The sequence below is a fragment of the Bradyrhizobium sp. 18BD genome (assembly GCF_054185225.1).
In genome coordinates this window covers 61,353-76,654 of sequence record NZ_JAVAYL010000017.1, presented here as the reverse complement: position 1 = coordinate 76,654, position 15,302 = coordinate 61,353, and the positions used below count along the sequence as shown (strand labels likewise).

The following is a 15,302-nucleotide window of genomic DNA, read 5'->3' as shown; positions in this document are numbered from 1 at the left end:
GTTAACAGTCATTAACCACACCTGCCCCATACATCGTCCCTGGATCGCCCCTTTGATTCGGAGCCGACGATGCTGCGCTGGATGCTGCCTGCCCTTGCGGCCACGCTGACGGTTTCAGCCGCATTTGCCGCCGACCTGCCGGCCACGCCGAAACGGCGGGCCGCCGCGCCGCCGCCCAAGGTCTATGTCGAGACCGATCCGGATGCGCTGATCTCGCCGGCCGATGGCATCGGCAGCTATGTCGCCAACCTGCCGGGCACGCCACTGCTGCCGGGTTCCAACACGCTGCCAGGCTATTACGGCCGCCCCTGGGACTACGATTACCAGGGCCCGTATTACGGCGGGAAGCAGGTCGACTATTTCTGGCGCCTGCCCTACGCCTGCGGCATCTACGGCTATTGCTGATCAGCCGGGCTGACCGACCGGAACCGCACGCGCTTGCGGGGCCGCCGAATGCCGCGACGCAAGCCGCTCCACCTGCATCACCGCAAGCGTGAGGACCACGATCGCGACCGCCTGATGCGACAGGGCAAGGTCGATCGGCACCTGGTTGAGCAGCGTGAGGATGCCGAGCACCGCCTGCAGGCTCACCGCAGCAAACAGCCAGAGCGCGCCGCTTGCAGCAAGGCCCGCGCGCGAGCGCACCGCATCGAACGCATGCAGCGCGGCGAGTGCGAACAGCGCATAGGCGGTCATGCGATGCTCGAACTGCACCGTCAGCACGTTGTCGAACATGTTGCGCCACCACGGCGTCTCGAACCACAGCCGCTCGGGCGAGGGAATGAACGCGCCGTCGATCTGCGGCCAGGTGTTGTAGGCGCGCCCGGCCCGCAGGCCCGCGACCAGCGCACCGAAATAGATCTGCACGAAAGTCACGATCAGCAGCAGCGCACTGGTGAAGCGCAGCCGCGCGGGCGCTGCGATCTGTGGCCGCTCCCTAAGCCGCCGCACCGTCCAGACGATGCCGGCGAAGATCAGCAGCGCCAGCACCAGATGCGTCGCCAGCCGATATTGCGAGACCTCGACACGTTCCGTCAGGCCCGAGGCCACCATCCACCAGCCGATTGCGCCCTGAAGACCGCCGAGCGCGAACAACAGCCACAGCCGCCGCTTCAGCTCACCCGACAGGCCGCCGCGCCACAGGAAGAACAGGAACGGCAGCAAATAGGCGACGCCGATGAAGCGGCCGAGCAGCCGGTGGCTCCATTCCCACCAGAAGATCTGTTTGAACTCGGACAGGCTCATGCCCGCGTTGAGCTCGCGATATTGCGGGATTTTCTTGTAGGCCTCAAACGCGTCGGTCCACGCCGCTTCCGACAGCGGGGGAACGCTGCCCGTGACCGGCTTCCATTCGACGATCGACAGGCCGGATTCCGTCAGCCGCGTCGCGCCGCCGACCAGCACCATCAGTGCGATCAGCGCGGCCACGGAGATCAGCCACCAGCGCACGGCGCGATGCGGGTTGGTCGGGGCGGAATTCGTCGTCATTTCAGGGGCAAAACCAAGCCTTCGACCTAAGAGCCTTGAACCTAAGAGACTTGAACCGGACTGCGTGCCCCTTATAGTCCCCCGCTCCCGCAGCGCAAGTTACGCGAAAGCCGCAAGTCCACGCCATGACGATCCGCACCCGCAAGTTCCTCGGCGCCATCCTGCTCCTGGTGCTGGCCACCGTCTGGGCCCTGCTCGGCATGGCCTTCGCGCAGATGCCGTGGATCGCCGAGTCCGGCTGGCGTCAGGCGGTCTACTACGTGGTGGTCGGCATGGGCTGGGTGCTGCCGGCGATGCCGATCGTGAGCTGGATGCAGCGGCCGGACCGCGTCAAGTCGAACCCGTAACACTACTCGTCGGCCTCACCGGCGCAAAGGCCGCGCCCGACACCAGCACGCGCAACATGCGCACCGAGCGCACGCGCCCGTCCCAGGAAATCCGCGGCAGCGCGCGCAGATTTGTGCGCCCTTCGGCTTCGACGATGCCTGATATGGTCGACACCGCGCTGGCAAAGCCGGCCTGCTCCGCCATCACGACGTGGCTGCGCCGGAACGAGGCGCGATCGCCGAACGGAAAGGCGAGATGCCTGATCTCGCGATCGAAGGCCGATTCCGCCACCACCTTGCCCATTGTCATCTCACGCTGCGCGGCCGCGTCCTTCATGTTGGACAGGACAGGATAGTTCACGGTCGCACTGCCGATCGTCACGAGTGGATCTGCCGCAAGCTTCGCCAGATCCTCCCAATCCATCGACGCCTCGCGCGAGAGCGCCGCAAGATCAATGCGGTAGCGCGTGCAGAGATCGGCGATCGCGGCCGACAGATCCGCCGGCGGCAGCGAGCGCAGCCAGTCCTCCAGATGCGAGTACAGCGCCTGCTTCTCGGCACCGCCGGTGACGGTGAAGCGCTGCTCCCTCGCGCCCATCATCAGGCTGACGCGGCTCTCGCGCGCGATCACCTGCTCGAGCCCGAGCCACCAGGCTTCGCCGACACCGTCGGGAAACGCGGTGGGCACGTAGATCGTGAAGGGTACGGCGTGGCGCGCCAGCACCGGATAGGCGAAGCTGATGAAGTCCTTGGGTGCGCCGTCGAAGGTGAGCGCCACGAAGCGCCGCTTCTCGCGCAGCGTCACCGCGCGCCGGCAGACCTCGTCCATGCCGAGCATGTCGTAATTCCAGCGATTCAGCGCGCGAATGGCGCGGTCGAGGAATTCTGGCGTGATCTCGTGCGCGCGCTGCGGCTGGAATCCGCCGCGCCGCCGTGGCCGTACATGCGTAAAGCGCAGGATGGCGCCGGCCCCGCGGCTGCGCAGCGCAGCCTGACCAGTGAGCCAGGTCAGTTCAAGGCGCAGCCGTTCCAGCCATCTGTCGTCGGATGCCAATATCCCACCTTCGTGCTCGCCGGCGGCCCCCTTCCCTCTCTCATAGTCATTACCCTTTATTGACATTTCTTTGCAAAGGTCGGCCACAGGCCGAAATACGAATTTTTCGTTTTCTCGACAGGTTTCGCGAATGACCATGGCTGCGGCGATGCAAAGCCGGACGGCAGAATCGCCAGCGCGGTCGAAAGCGAGCCGGATCGCGCATGTCGATATCCTCGGTGACGTCGGCGAGGCCGAGACGGTCTGGCGCGCATTCGAGGAGCCCGGCCATCTCTTCACCCCCTACCAGCGCTTCGACCTGCTCGGCCCCTGGCAACGCCTGGTCGGCGGTTGCGAAGGCTCGCGCCCCTTCATCGTGATTGCGCGCGATGCCGAGCGCCGGCCGCTCATGCTGTTGCCGCTCTCGCTCCGCCAGGGCCACCGCGTCCGCACCGCCTGCTTCATGGGCGGCAAGCACACCACCTTCAACATGGGCCTGTGGGACGCCGAGTTCGCCGCGCAGGCCGCCACCGCCGACATCGACGCCCTATTTGCTTCGCTGCGCGAGCATGTCGACGTGCTCTCGCTGACGCAGCAGCCGCTGCGCTGGAACGACCAGGACAACCCGTTCGCAGCTCTGCCGCGGCAAAGCGCGATCAACGGCTGCCCGCTGCTGGTGATGGAGCCCGGCGGTCCGCCCGCATCGCGGATCAGCAACTCGTTCCGCCGCCGTCTCAAGAGCAAGGAAAAGAAACTCCAGACGCTCGCCGGCTACCGCTATCATCTTGCGACGACGGATGCGGACGTCACCCGCCTGCTCGACTGGTTCTTCCGCGTCAAGCCGGTGCGGATGGCCGAACAGAAGCTGCCGAACGTCTTCGCCGAGCCCGGCGTCGGGCAGTTCGTCCGCAGCGCGTGTCTCGCGCCGCGCGGCGAGGGCCGTGTCATCGATATCCACGCGCTCGAATGCGACGAGGAAGTCATCGCGATCTTCGCCGGCGTTGCCGACGGCCAGCGCTTCTCGATGATGTTCAACACCTATACGATGTCCGAGCACGCCCGCTACAGCCCGGGCCTGATCCTGATGCGCTACATCATCGATCGCTACGCCGAGCGCGGCTACCGCTCGCTCGACCTCGGCATCGGTTCGGACGAGTACAAGCGGATGTTCTGCAAGGACGACGAAGCCATCTTCGACAGTTTTGTGCCGCTGACCTCGCGCGGCAAGCTCGCGGCGATGGCGATGTCCTCGCTGAGCCACGGCAAGCGGCTGGTGAAGCAGAACCAGATGCTGTTCGATCTAGCCCGCCGGCTGCGGCAGGCGTTCGGGTAAGCGCGGAAGACCCCGAATCTCTCGACTTGCGAGCTGCCCTTCCCTTCTCGCCTTGTGGGAGAAGCTACGCCGCAACCACGCGCGGCGTCTCGGCGGCGTTCGACGGCTGCACCGGCCTGCTCAGCATCGTCACCTCGCTGAAGCCGACGGCCTTCAGTTGCTCGCGCATCAGCGCCCGCGCATCAGCCGCCATCGACGCATCCGGCACCACGACGGCGCGGGCATGCGCCGTCAGCAGTTCTGCCGGGAGGTCCGAAGCGCTGCCGGCGTCGAGCAGCACGTGGTCGTAGGCGCGCAGCAGCGCGTCGATGGCCAGCGTCACACGCGGCGACTGCAGCAGGCTGCGATCGAAGCCGGGACGGCCGGCCATGACCAGGTGCAGCCGCGACAGCTTGTCCCTCGTGATCACCTGCGCGAACGAGGCCTCACCCTGCATCAGCTCGGCGATGCCGGGAGCCGCAGCGTCGACGGACACGGCGGCAATGGTCGGCGAAGACGCGGCGAGATCGACCACGACGACCCGGGCGTCGCGCGCCAGGTGACGGGCCAGCGTCAGCGTGGACAAGGTGACGGCCTCGCCCGACGCCGTGCCGAGCACGGTGACCTTCTTCGCCGCCGCACCCGCGGCGCGCAGGCGCTCGGCCAGACGCTCGATCTCGGTGAATTCGGTTACAGCCGCGTCGGCCGTCATCTCCGGCTGCAACGGTGCAGGCTCGTCAATGAGCGGTTCAATAACCGGCTCGACCATCGGCTCATGGTGCACCGCCGCCTGCGCTTGTACTGGCGTTTGCGTCGGCGCCGGGGCGAATACAGCCATCGCGCGCGGCGCGGTCTGGCGCAACAGCTCGCCGGTGACCACGACGCCGGACGAGAGCAGCAGCGTTGCGATCGTCGCAATCAGCACGATCGGCAGCTTCTTCGGATAGGCCGGCGTGTTCGAGACGATGGCGCGCGAGATGATGCGGCCTTCCGCAGGCGCGGTGTCGATGGACTCGCGCGCACTCGCCTCGCGATACTTCCCGAGATACGTCTCGAGCAGATCGCGCTGCGCCTTGGCTTCGCGCTCGAACGCGCGGAGCTGGACATCCTGACCGTTGGTCGAGGTCGCCTGCTTCTTGAGTTGCTCGAGGCTGGTGGTCAGGCCGTCGACCCGGCCGCTGGCGATGCGCGCGTCGTTTTCGAGCGAGCGGGAAATCTTGGCCGCTTCATCACGGATCTGATTGTCGAGGTCGCCGAGCTGAGCCTTCAGTTCCTTGATCCTCGGGTGATTGCCGAGCAGCGTGGACGACTGTTCGGCGAGCTGCGCACGCAACGTGACCCGCTGCTCGGACAGTCGTCGCATCAGCTCGGAGTTCACGACTTCGGATGCCTCGATCGGTTTGCCGCTCTGGAGCATCTCCCTGATCAGCCGGGCCCTGGACTCTGCGTCGGCCTTCATGGCGCGCGCATTGTTGAGCTGGGTGTTGACCTCGCCCATCTGCTGGTTCGACAGCGTGGTGTTGTTCGTTCCGACGAAGAGCGACGACTTGGAACGGAAGTCTTCGACCTTGGCCTCGGCGTCGGAAACCTTCTTGCGCAGATTTTCGATTTCGCCGGAAAGCCACTGGCTGGCGTTGCGGGCCTGGTCCTGGCGCGCATTCTGCTGCAGCACGAGATAGCCGTCAGCGATCGAATTGGCGACGCGTGCGGCGAGATCAGGATCCGCGGACTGGAATTCGACCACGATCACGCGCGACTTGTCGACGGCGTAGGCCTGGAGGCGCTCGTAATAGGCATCGAGCACCCGCTCCTCCGGCGTCATGGAGAACGGATCGCGGCCGATGCCGATCAGCGCGGCCAGCGACTTCAGCGGCGAGATGCCCTGCAGCACCGGATCGAATTCCGGCCGCTCCGCGAGCTTGTTCTTCTTGATGATCTCGCGCGCGAGATCGCGCGACAGCACGAGCTGCACCTGGCTGGTGACGGCCTCGGCGTCGAGCGCCTGCCGCTCCTCGGTGCTGCGGTCGCTGCTCGGGCGCAGGAACACGTTCTCGCGCCCATCGATCAGGATGCGTGATTCCGACTTGTAGCGCGGCGTGACGAAATTGACGGCAGCGATGGACGCGACCAGCGCCAGCACCGTCGGCACGATGATCCAGCCGCGCTTGCGGGCGAGCGCGCCACCGAGCGCATGGAGATCGATATCGCCGGATTCGACCGCGGCCTGCTTCGCAATAACGGGCGCAGGCTTTGATTCAACCTTGGGCGCGGCCTCGGCCGCCTTCGCCTCGGCCACCTTTGCCTCGGCTTTGGACTTCGAAACAGCCCGCTCGACCACAGCCTTGTCCTTGCCGGCACGCCAGAACGCTAAACGCATCGAACACTCCCGCAGGGCAACGCTGCGACTCTACCTCAACCGTCGCGATTACACTCCATTAAGGTTGCCGCTGGGTTAATCGCACCGCGATGAGACAGGCGCCTGCGCGCTCGTCACCGTTTGTTAACCACGAGGGCCCTTAATCGATCTGGATATTTCGAGAATTGTCCGAGCATTCGCCGTCGAGCGCTGGTTCTGATCATGCCCCCCTCTCCCGACCGGCCGCTCCGCATCCTGCACGCCGTGCGCGCGCCCGTCGGCGGCATCTTCCGCCACATCCTCGATCTCGCCAACGGCCAGGTCGATCGCGGCCATCACGTCGGCGTCCTCGCCGACAGTCTCACCGGCGGCGAGCGCGCCGAAAAGGCGCTGGCCGAGCTTGCACCGCGCCTGAAGCTCGGCGTGCATCGCCTCGCGATCCGCCGTGAGCCGTCGCCCGACGATTTTCTGGTGTGGCTGCGGATGCGGCGCCTGATCGGCGAGCTCAAGCCCGACGTCATGCACGGCCATGGTGCCAAGGCCGGCGCCTTCGTCCGCATGCGGCGACGCTCCGACGATACCATCCGCATCTACACCCCGCATGGCGGCTCGCTGCATTACCCGCTCAACACCTTCAAGGGCGAGTTCTACGCCCGCCTCGAACGCACGCTGATGGATGCGACGGACCTGTTCCTGTTCGAGAGCGCGTTTGCCCGCGATACCTATCAGCGCATCGTCGGCACGCCCAAGGGCGTGGTGCATTGCGTCTTCAACGGCGTGACGCCGGAGGAATTCGAGCCTGTCACCATTGCCGAGGATGCGACCGACCTCGCTTATGTCGGCGAGTTCAGGCACATCAAGGGCGCCGATCTGCTGGTCGACGCGGTCGCGCGCCTGCACGAAGGCGGCAAGAAGGTCACGCTCACGCTCGGCGGCGACGGCGAGGAAACCGCGGCATTGAAAGCGCAGGTCGAGAAGCTCGGCCTCACCAATGCGATCCGATTCATCGGCCACGTCAAGGCGCGCTACGGCTTCTCCAAGGGACGGCTGCTGGTCGTGCCCTCGCGCGGCGATTCCATGCCCTATGTGGTGATCGAGGCGGGCGCGGCCGGCATTCCCATGATCGCGGCCCGCGTCGGCGGCATTCCCGAGATCTTTGGGCCTGAGAGCCCAGCCCTGTTCGGTGCGAGCAACGCCGAGGCGATGGCGGAAGCGATCGCGGCCGCACTCGACGATCCGCGAGGAACCGCGCAGCGCGCATCGTCCTTGCGCGAGCGCATCTCCGCGCATTTCTCCCAGCAGGCGATGGTTGACGGCGTGCTCGCGGGTTATCGCGACGCATTTACCAATCACTAACCATCCTTAAGGCCGGCTTTAGAGAATCTTCCGATTTATCCGATAATCGAGGCGCCAGGGGATGCTCACCCGGGGCGCAAAGTCGCGACCCACGGGCTTTTTGGAATGGACGTGGACGCCCGTGGAACAGCTCAACGCACGCTCGATGCTCGACGCCGCCACCAGCGCTGCGGCCAAGCCCGCTGACCAGCCCTTTGTAGAGCGCCGCCGCCGGCTCTCGCCCGCCGCGCTCGACGTCGTCAATCAGAAGGTTGCCCGCGCCTATTCCCCGATCGTGATCGCCGGCGTCGTGCGCGCGCTCGATTTCACACTGCTGAGCCTCGTCGGCATCGCCGTCTATGTCGGTTATGTCATGCCGCTCGCCGGCTTCAGCTGGATTTACCCCGCCGAGATCGTCGCCGTCGCGGTCGCCGCCGTGGTCTGCTTCCAGGCCGCCGACATCTATCAGGTGCAACTGTTCCGCGACCACCTCCGGCAGATGACACGGATGACCTCGTCCTGGTCGTTCGTCTTCCTGATGTTCATCGGCATTTCCTTCTTCGCCAAGTTCGGCAGCGAAATGTCGCGGCTCTGGCTCGCCGCCTTCTACTTTCTCGGGCTCGCCGCGCTCATCGCCGAACGGCTTGTGCTGCGCTCGCTGGTGCGTGCCTGGGGCCGCGAGGGCCGGCTCGACCGCCGCACCATCATCGTCGGCTCCGACAGCAACGGCGAGCAGCTGGTCGAGGCGCTGAAGGCGCAGGAGGATTCCGACATCCACGTGCTCGGCGTGTTCGACGACCGCAACGACAGCCGCGCGCTCGACACCTGCGCCGGCGCGCGCAAGCTCGGCAAGGTTGACGACATCGTCGAATTCGCCCGCCGCACCCGCGTCGATCTCGTGCTGTTCGCGCTGCCGATCTCGGCGGAGGCGCGCATCCTGGAGATGCTGAAGAAGCTCTGGGTGCTACCGGTGGACATCCGCCTCTCCGCGCACACCAACAAGCTGCGCTTCCGGCCCCGCTCCTATTCCTATCTCGGCGAGGTGCCGACGCTCGACGTGTTCGAGGCGCCAATCACCGACTGGGATCTGGTGATGAAATGGCTGTTCGACCGCGTCGTTGGCGGCCTTGCGCTGCTCGCGGCCCTGCCGGTGATGGGACTGGTGGCGCTGGCCATCAAGCTCGACAGCCCCGGCCCGGTGCTGTTCCGCCAGAAGCGCTTCGGCTTCAACAACGAGCGCATCGACGTCTACAAATTCCGCTCGATGTACCATCACCAGGCCGACCCGACCGCCTCCAAGGTCGTGACCAAGAACGATCCGCGCGTCACCCGCGTCGGCCGCTTCATTCGCAAGAGCAGCCTCGACGAGCTGCCGCAGCTCTTCAACGTGGTGTTCTCCGGCAATCTCTCCCTGGTCGGTCCGCGCCCGCATGCGGTGCAGGGCAAGCTGCAGAGCCGTCTGTTCGACGAAGCCGTCGACGGCTATTTCGCCCGCCACCGCGTCAAGCCCGGGATCACCGGCTGGGCCCAGGTCAACGGCTGGCGCGGCGAGATCGACAATCAGGAGAAGATCCAGAAGCGCGTCGAGTTCGACCTCTATTACATCGAGAACTGGTCGGTGCTGTTCGACCTCGTCATTCTGCTGAAGACGCCGGTCTCGCTGCTGACCAAGAACGAGAACGCGTATTGAGTTGATTGCGCCGAAAACGCGCTGTCATCGCCCGGCTTGACCGGGCGATCCAGTAAACGCCGGCGGCGAACGTCGCCACTTACAGCGCGGAGTACTGGATGCCCCGCCCCAGTGCGCAAGTGCGCACAAGGCGGGGCATGACAGCGGAAGTTGTGTTTACGAGTAGCGTGAGCGTGTGATGGCGTATGCGGCGACAGCCGGTGGAGTGAAGATAGCCGCACCGGCCGCGCCCGGCGTGCTGGCGCTCCAGCGTGCGCTGGTGTGGCTGGTCGGCGCCTCCGGTGCGATCGTCTTCATCGAGCCGAGCCCCTACGAGATCGCGACGCTGCTCGCCGCCGTCACCTTCTTCGCCACCGGCCTGCGCCTGCGGCTCGTGCTGATGCCGCTGATCCTGATGCTGGTCGTGCTCAATGTCGGCTACACCATCAGTGCGATCCCGCTGTACGACCAGCCCGAGGTGGTGAGCTGGATCGCCACCTCGTGGTACATGGCGGTGACCGTGGTGCTCTTCGCGATGGTCACCTCCGAGGACACCGCGGCCCGGCTCGACATGCTCCGCCGCGGCCTCGTGGCCGGCGCGATGATCGCCTCACTGCTGGCGGTCGCCGGCTACTTCCACCTGGTTCCCGGCGGCGACGACCTGCTCACGCTCTACGGACGCGCGCGCGGCACATTCAAGGACCCGAACGTGCTCGGCGCCTTCCTGATCCTGCCGGCGCTGTTCGCGCTCCAGAGCGTGGTCTCCGACAAGCTCGCCAAGGCGTTCCGCAACGTCATCGCCTTCGGCATCATGTCGCTGGCGATCCTGCTCGCCTTCTCGCGCGCCGCCTGGGGCGGCCTGGTGCTGACCTCCGCCTTCATGCTGGCGCTGATGGTGCTGACCAGTCGCACCAATGCGCAGCGCTCGCGCATTATCATCATGGCGATCGTCGCCGCGGTGCTGGGTATCGCGCTGATCGCGGTGCTGCTGTCCTTCGACGCCACCGCCGAGATGTTCAAGCAGCGCGCGAGCTTCGACCAGAGCTATGACGAGGGCCGCTTCGGCCGGTTCGGCCGGCACATTCTCGGCGCGGAGATGGCGCTAGACCTGCCGTTCGGCATCGGGCCGCTGCAATTCCACCGCTACTTCCCCGAGGACACCCACAACTCCTACCTCAACGCCTTCATGTCGGGCGGCTGGCTGTCCGGCGTGTGCTATCCCGCGCTGGTCTTCACCACCGTCATCATGGGCTTCCGGCACATCTTCGTCCGGGTGCCCTGGCAGCGCGCTTATCTCGCGATCTTCTCGGCCTTCGTCGGCACCGTCGGCGAAAGTTTTGTGATCGACACCGACCACTGGCGGCACTTCTGGATGATGCTGGGCGCGATGTGGGGCATGATCGCGGCCGCGCAGATCTACAAGGTCACGATTTCGGACGAAGCTTCTTCAGCTTGAGATCCGGCCGCTTCTCCGGCGGCGTGTCGAGCAGGCTTTTCAGCGCTTCGGTTGCCGCCAGCACGCCCCTATAGCCCTCGGTCGCGAAGCGCAGCAGCAGCCGCAGTTCCTCGTCGGAATAGGCGCCAAACACCTTCGCCATCGCCTGCTGCATCGGCACGTAGAGCTGGCCGATCTTCATCGCCCTTTCCGGCACGACGGAAATGAAGACCTTGCGGCGGTCTGTCTCGTCGCGCTCGCGGCGCACCAGGCCCGCCTTCTCGAGCCGGTCGATGACGCCGGTGATGGCGCCCGTCGTCAGCCCCGTGACCTCGGCGAGACGGCCCGCGGTGACGCGGCCCTCGAGATAGAGGATGTCCATGCATTCGAGATCGGAATTGGCAATTCCGGCAACGTTCGCAACGGTTTGGCCGTAGAGCACGCCCTGGGCGGACGACCGCCGCATCGCCTCTTCCAATTCCGCGAGCAGCGCCGCGCGCGCCTTCGTCCTTGACAAGGTCGGCCCCTTATCTTAGTCAATCGATATCTTAGTCACTAAGAGATTTAGCGACCGTAATTTCTCCTAGCACCACGGAAACGTCGGGAGCAAGCCATGTCCACCCGTCCCCGCAAGGCCCTGATCATCGGCGCCGGCATCGCCGGGCCCGTCACCGCGATCCTGCTGCGCCGCGCCGGCATCGAGTCCGCGATCTACGAGGCCTGGCCCTACTCCAAGGGCATCGGCGGCGGCCTTCAGCTCGCGCCGAACGGCATGCATGTGATGGACGAGATCGGCCTTGCGAACGAATTGATCAGCCGCGGCTCGGTCGCGGACGCTTTCGACTTCTATTCGCAAGGCGGCGAGCGACTTGGTTCGATCAACCGCGACATGGCGCGGCGCTTCGGCCAGCCGGCCGTCAACATCTCGCGTGCCGCGCTGAACGAGATCCTGATCGACAAGGCCTGGTGCGCCTGCGTCTCGCTCTATTTCGAGAAGCGCCTGATCAAGATCGAGGATCGCGGCGACCAGCCGATCGTCGCCTATTTCGCCGACGGCACCACCGCCGAAGGCGACTTCCTGATCGGCGCCGACGGCGTGCACTCGATCACACGGCGTCAGGTCGTGCCGGATGGGCCGCAACCGTTCAACACCGGCCTGATCGGCTTCGGCGGCTTCGTGCCGCACGCCGTGCTCGACGGCCGGCCGATCGGCCGGCATGTCGAGACCACGTTCGGGCAGAGCGGCTTCTTCGGCTACGGCTATTGCAGCCCCGATCCGACCGACGGCGTGATGTGGTGGAGCACGCAGCCCGCCCACGGCATGGACGCGGCGATGTTCCGCGCGCTCGACCAGGCGACGCTGAAGCAGCATCTGCGCGGCTTCCACCACGGCTGGCACGACCCGATCCCCGATATCATCGACGCCGCCGAGAACATCATGGTCACCGACACGCTCGACGTCGCCACCCTGCCGACCTGGTCGCGCAAGCGCTCGCTGCTGATCGGCGATGCCGCGCATGCGACCAGCCCCCATGCCGGCCAGGGCGCTTCGCTCGCGCTGGAAGATGCGATGCGGCTCGCTCGTCTGATGCAGGAGGGCCAGGAGCTCGGCGCGACTTTCCAGGCTTTCGAGACCGAGCGGCGCCCGCGCACCGAAAAGATCGTCGCCATCGCTCGCCGCAACGGCAACAGCAAACGCGAGTTCAGCGCCACCGGCGCATGGATGCGCAACCAGATGATAAAATTGCTGTTGCCACTGGGCTCGAAGAGCATGGAGTTCATGTACGCGTATGACGCGCGGGCGGCGTAACGGCTAACTCAGTGTCATCGCCCGCCTTGTGCGCAATTGCGCACTCGGGCGGGCGATCCAGTATTCCAGAGACGGCAGTGATTGAACCGAGAGGCCGCGGCGTACTGGATGCCCCGCCTTCGCGGGGCATGACAGCATCCGTGATGCAGCCGTCTACGCTTCCACCGCGAACGTCAGCCCGGCGTGATCGACCAGCCGCTTGATCAGCTTGTGCTGCATCGCCGCGCCCGGCGTCCAGAGGCCAGCCGGGACATCGGGCGTGTCGCGCAGCAGGCAGATCGCGCATTCGGAGACCATCTTCGCTGTTGACGCATAGCCCGGATCGAGATCGCCCTTCACCACCGCACGCACCTGACGGCCATCGGGCGCGATCGCGACATAGAGCAGGTCGTAATGGCCGTTGTCGCGCTCTTCCTTCGACGGTCCCTCGCCGGGCTTGAGCGCTTCAGGGCCGGTCTTTTCGCTGTTGGCGGCCATCACGAGCTTGGCGTTGGCCTGCCCCCCGTCCCCCGCTCCCGTCAGCACCATCTCGTCGTAGACGAAATCCCTGCCATACGGGAATCCCATCAGCATGTTGGAGCGATGGACATTACGCGTGTTGAGCGTCGCCATCGCGAACGGCGCGGACCAGGATTGCAGGTCTTCCTCGAAAACAGGCTTGTTGCCGCGCGGTTGTTTCGGCCCTTCGAAGCCGGGGGTGAATGCAAAGGGATCCTTGAGGATCGACACCAGGCTGAGGTCCTGCGCAACCGCCGCGAACGTGACCCTCGCGCTTGCCGAGGTGCCGCCGGAGAACTTCCAGCTGAGGTCGCGAACGCGTCCCTTGACGCGCGGCACTGGCGCTCCAAACACGCGCCTTGCTTCCTCCTGGACGAAGAACGCACCGAGCTCGAACGGAATGGAATCGAAACCGCAGGAGAAAATGATGCGCGCACCGCTCGCCTTGGCGGCGGCCTCATGCCTGTCGATCATCTGCTTCAGCCAGATCGGCTCGCCGCAGAGATCCATGTAGTCGGTGCCCGAGGCGACGCAGGCGGCAAGCAGATCGGAACCGTAGAGCTGGTAAGGACCAACGGTAGTGATGACCAGCTTCGCCTGATCGACCATCGCCTGCAGCGATGCAGGATCGGCTGCATCCGCGACGATGAGTGGCGTGTCAGCGGGCGCGCCGATCGCATCGCGAACGGACGCGAGCTTGTCTCTGCTGCGCCCCGCCATCGCCCATGTCGGTGCGCCCGCACCGACGTAGTGCGCGGCGAGATATTCGGCGACGAGCTGGCCGGTGTAGCCGGTCGCGCCGTAGACGACGATGTCGAACTTCGCTGACACGGACCGCGCTTCCTGCAACACCGCGGACTTTACGACTCGACCCTGAATGTCAGCCCGGCATTGTCCTGCAGCCGCTTGATCAGCTTGTGCTGCATCGCTGCGCCCGGCGTCCAGAAGCCGGCTGCAACGTCCGTCGTGTCGCGCAGCATGCAAACGGCGCACTCAGAGATCATCTTCGAGGTCGAGCCGTAGCCGGGATCGCGGTCGCCGGTGACGCCGGCGCGGACCGCGCGGCCGTCGGGCGCGATCGCGACATAGAGCAAATTGAAGAGCCCGTTCTCCCGCTCCTCCTTCGACGGCCCCTCACCCGGCTTCGGTGCGCCCGGACCGGTCTTCTCGGCGTTGGCCGCCATCACGCGCTTGGCGTTGGCCTCGCCCTTCTCGCCGGGACCGGTCAGAACCATCTCGTCGTAGACGAAGTCCTGGCCGTAGGGAAAGCCCATCAACATGTTGGAGCGATGGACGTTGCGGGTGTTGATCAGCGCCATCATGAAGGGCGCGGCCCAGGATTGCAGGTCTTCCTCGAGCAACGACCTGTTGCCCTTCGGCTGCTTCGGACCGGTGAAGCCTGGCGTCAACGCGAACGGATCGTTCAGGATCGCGATGAGGCTGATGTCCTTGGCAACAGCATCGAATGTCGCCTTGGCGCTCGCCGCGGTACCGCCCGAGAGCGTGCCGCGCATGTCGCGCACGCGGCCCTTCACGCGCGCAGCGGGTGCGCCGAACACGCGCTTGGCCTCTTCCTGCACGAAGAACGCACCGAGCTCGAACGGCACGGAATCGAAGCCGCAGGAGAACACGATGCGCGCGCCGCTCTCTTTCGCTGCGGCCTCGTACTTGTCGATCATCTGCCGCATCCAGATCGGCTCGCCGCACAGATCGAAATAATCCGTGCCGGTGTCGACGCAGGCCGCGAGCAGTTGCTCGCCGTAAAGCTGATACGGACCAACCGTCGTGATCACCGACATCGTCCGCTCCGCCATCGCCTTCAGCGAAGCCGCATCGGACGCATCCGCCACGATCAGCGGCGTGTCCGCAGGCGCGCCGATCGCATCGCGCACGGATTTCAGCTTGTCGAGGCTGCGGCCCGCCATCGCCCATTTCAACGACTTGTCGGCCTTGTAGTGCGCCGCCAGATATTCAGCGACGAGCTGGCCGGTGAAACCGGTCGCGCCGTAGACGACGATGTCGAATTTCTCAGAGCTCATG

13 protein-coding genes are annotated in these 15,302 nt (G+C 65.7%); 7 read left to right on the top strand and 6 right to left on the bottom strand.

What is annotated here, in order from left to right; translation table 11 throughout:
* Positions 1 to 69: 69 nt before the first annotated feature.
* Complete coding sequence (locus RAD16_RS27840) at positions 70 to 405, top strand: hypothetical protein (RefSeq protein ID WP_458161030.1); 336 nt, start codon at positions 70 to 72, stop codon at positions 403 to 405.
* Here RAD16_RS27840 and RAD16_RS27835 read toward each other — a convergent pair whose 3' ends face one another.
* Positions 406 to 1,488, bottom strand: a complete 1,083-nt coding sequence (locus tag RAD16_RS27835; RefSeq protein ID WP_458161029.1) for a COX15/CtaA family protein — start codon at positions 1,486 to 1,488, stop codon at positions 406 to 408.
* Positions 1,489 to 1,613: 125 nt separating this feature from the next.
* On the opposite strand from RAD16_RS27835, the gene RAD16_RS27830 reads away from it, so the two are divergent.
* Complete coding sequence (locus RAD16_RS27830; RefSeq protein WP_458161028.1) at positions 1,614 to 1,835, top strand: DUF2842 domain-containing protein; 222 nt, start codon at positions 1,614 to 1,616, stop codon at positions 1,833 to 1,835.
* Here the strand turns inward: RAD16_RS27830 and RAD16_RS27825 are convergent.
* The gene (locus RAD16_RS27825; protein ID WP_458161027.1) at positions 1,819 to 2,868 is read right to left on the bottom strand and encodes a polysaccharide deacetylase family protein; all 1,050 of its coding nucleotides are present in this window, start codon (positions 2,866 to 2,868) and stop codon (positions 1,819 to 1,821) included. The two genes, RAD16_RS27830 and RAD16_RS27825, sit on opposite strands and share 17 nt — an antisense overlap.
* A 130-nt stretch (positions 2,869 to 2,998) precedes the next feature.
* Here RAD16_RS27825 and RAD16_RS27820 point away from each other — a divergent pair, with 130 nt between their 5' ends.
* Positions 2,999 to 4,180, top strand: coding sequence for a GNAT family N-acetyltransferase (locus tag RAD16_RS27820; RefSeq protein WP_458161026.1), 1,182 nt, complete (start codon positions 2,999 to 3,001; stop codon positions 4,178 to 4,180).
* Positions 4,181 to 4,244: 64 nt separating this feature from the next.
* Here RAD16_RS27820 and RAD16_RS27815 read toward each other — a convergent pair whose 3' ends face one another.
* The gene (locus RAD16_RS27815; RefSeq protein ID WP_458161025.1) at positions 4,245 to 6,536 is read right to left on the bottom strand and encodes a GumC family protein; all 2,292 of its coding nucleotides are present in this window, start codon (positions 6,534 to 6,536) and stop codon (positions 4,245 to 4,247) included.
* Positions 6,537 to 6,737: 201 nt separating this feature from the next.
* Between RAD16_RS27815 and RAD16_RS27810 the strand changes: the two genes are divergently transcribed.
* The 3 genes from RAD16_RS27810 (at position 6,738) to RAD16_RS27800 (ending at position 10,975) form a co-directional block, all read left to right on the top strand.
* Entirely contained in the window at positions 6,738 to 7,871 is a 1,134-nt protein-coding gene (locus RAD16_RS27810; RefSeq protein WP_458161024.1) for a glycosyltransferase family 4 protein, read from the top strand.
* A gap of 121 nt (positions 7,872 to 7,992) precedes the next feature.
* On the top strand, positions 7,993 to 9,540 hold the full coding sequence (locus tag RAD16_RS27805; RefSeq protein WP_458161023.1) for an undecaprenyl-phosphate glucose phosphotransferase: 1,548 nt from the start codon (positions 7,993 to 7,995) through the stop codon (positions 9,538 to 9,540).
* A gap of 178 nt (positions 9,541 to 9,718) precedes the next feature.
* Positions 9,719 to 10,975, top strand: a complete 1,257-nt coding sequence (locus tag RAD16_RS27800; RefSeq protein ID WP_458161022.1) for an O-antigen ligase family protein — start codon at positions 9,719 to 9,721, stop codon at positions 10,973 to 10,975.
* Here the strand turns inward: RAD16_RS27800 and RAD16_RS27795 are convergent.
* Positions 10,944 to 11,420, bottom strand: coding sequence for a MarR family transcriptional regulator (locus RAD16_RS27795; RefSeq protein WP_458161135.1), 477 nt, complete (start codon positions 11,418 to 11,420; stop codon positions 10,944 to 10,946). The genes RAD16_RS27800 and RAD16_RS27795 overlap by 32 nt on opposite strands.
* 147 nt (positions 11,421 to 11,567) lie before the next feature.
* Between RAD16_RS27795 and RAD16_RS27790 the strand changes: the two genes are divergently transcribed.
* On the top strand, positions 11,568 to 12,764 hold the full coding sequence (locus RAD16_RS27790; RefSeq protein ID WP_458161021.1) for an FAD-dependent monooxygenase: 1,197 nt from the start codon (positions 11,568 to 11,570) through the stop codon (positions 12,762 to 12,764).
* A gap of 153 nt (positions 12,765 to 12,917) precedes the next feature.
* Here the strand turns inward: RAD16_RS27790 and RAD16_RS27785 are convergent, their stop codons facing one another.
* Complete coding sequence (locus tag RAD16_RS27785) at positions 12,918 to 14,093, bottom strand: saccharopine dehydrogenase family protein (protein ID WP_458161020.1); 1,176 nt, start codon at positions 14,091 to 14,093, stop codon at positions 12,918 to 12,920.
* 29 nt (positions 14,094 to 14,122) lie between these two features.
* Complete coding sequence (locus RAD16_RS27780; protein ID WP_458161019.1) at positions 14,123 to 15,301, bottom strand: saccharopine dehydrogenase family protein; 1,179 nt, start codon at positions 15,299 to 15,301, stop codon at positions 14,123 to 14,125.
* Position 15,302 lies beyond the last annotated feature (1 nt).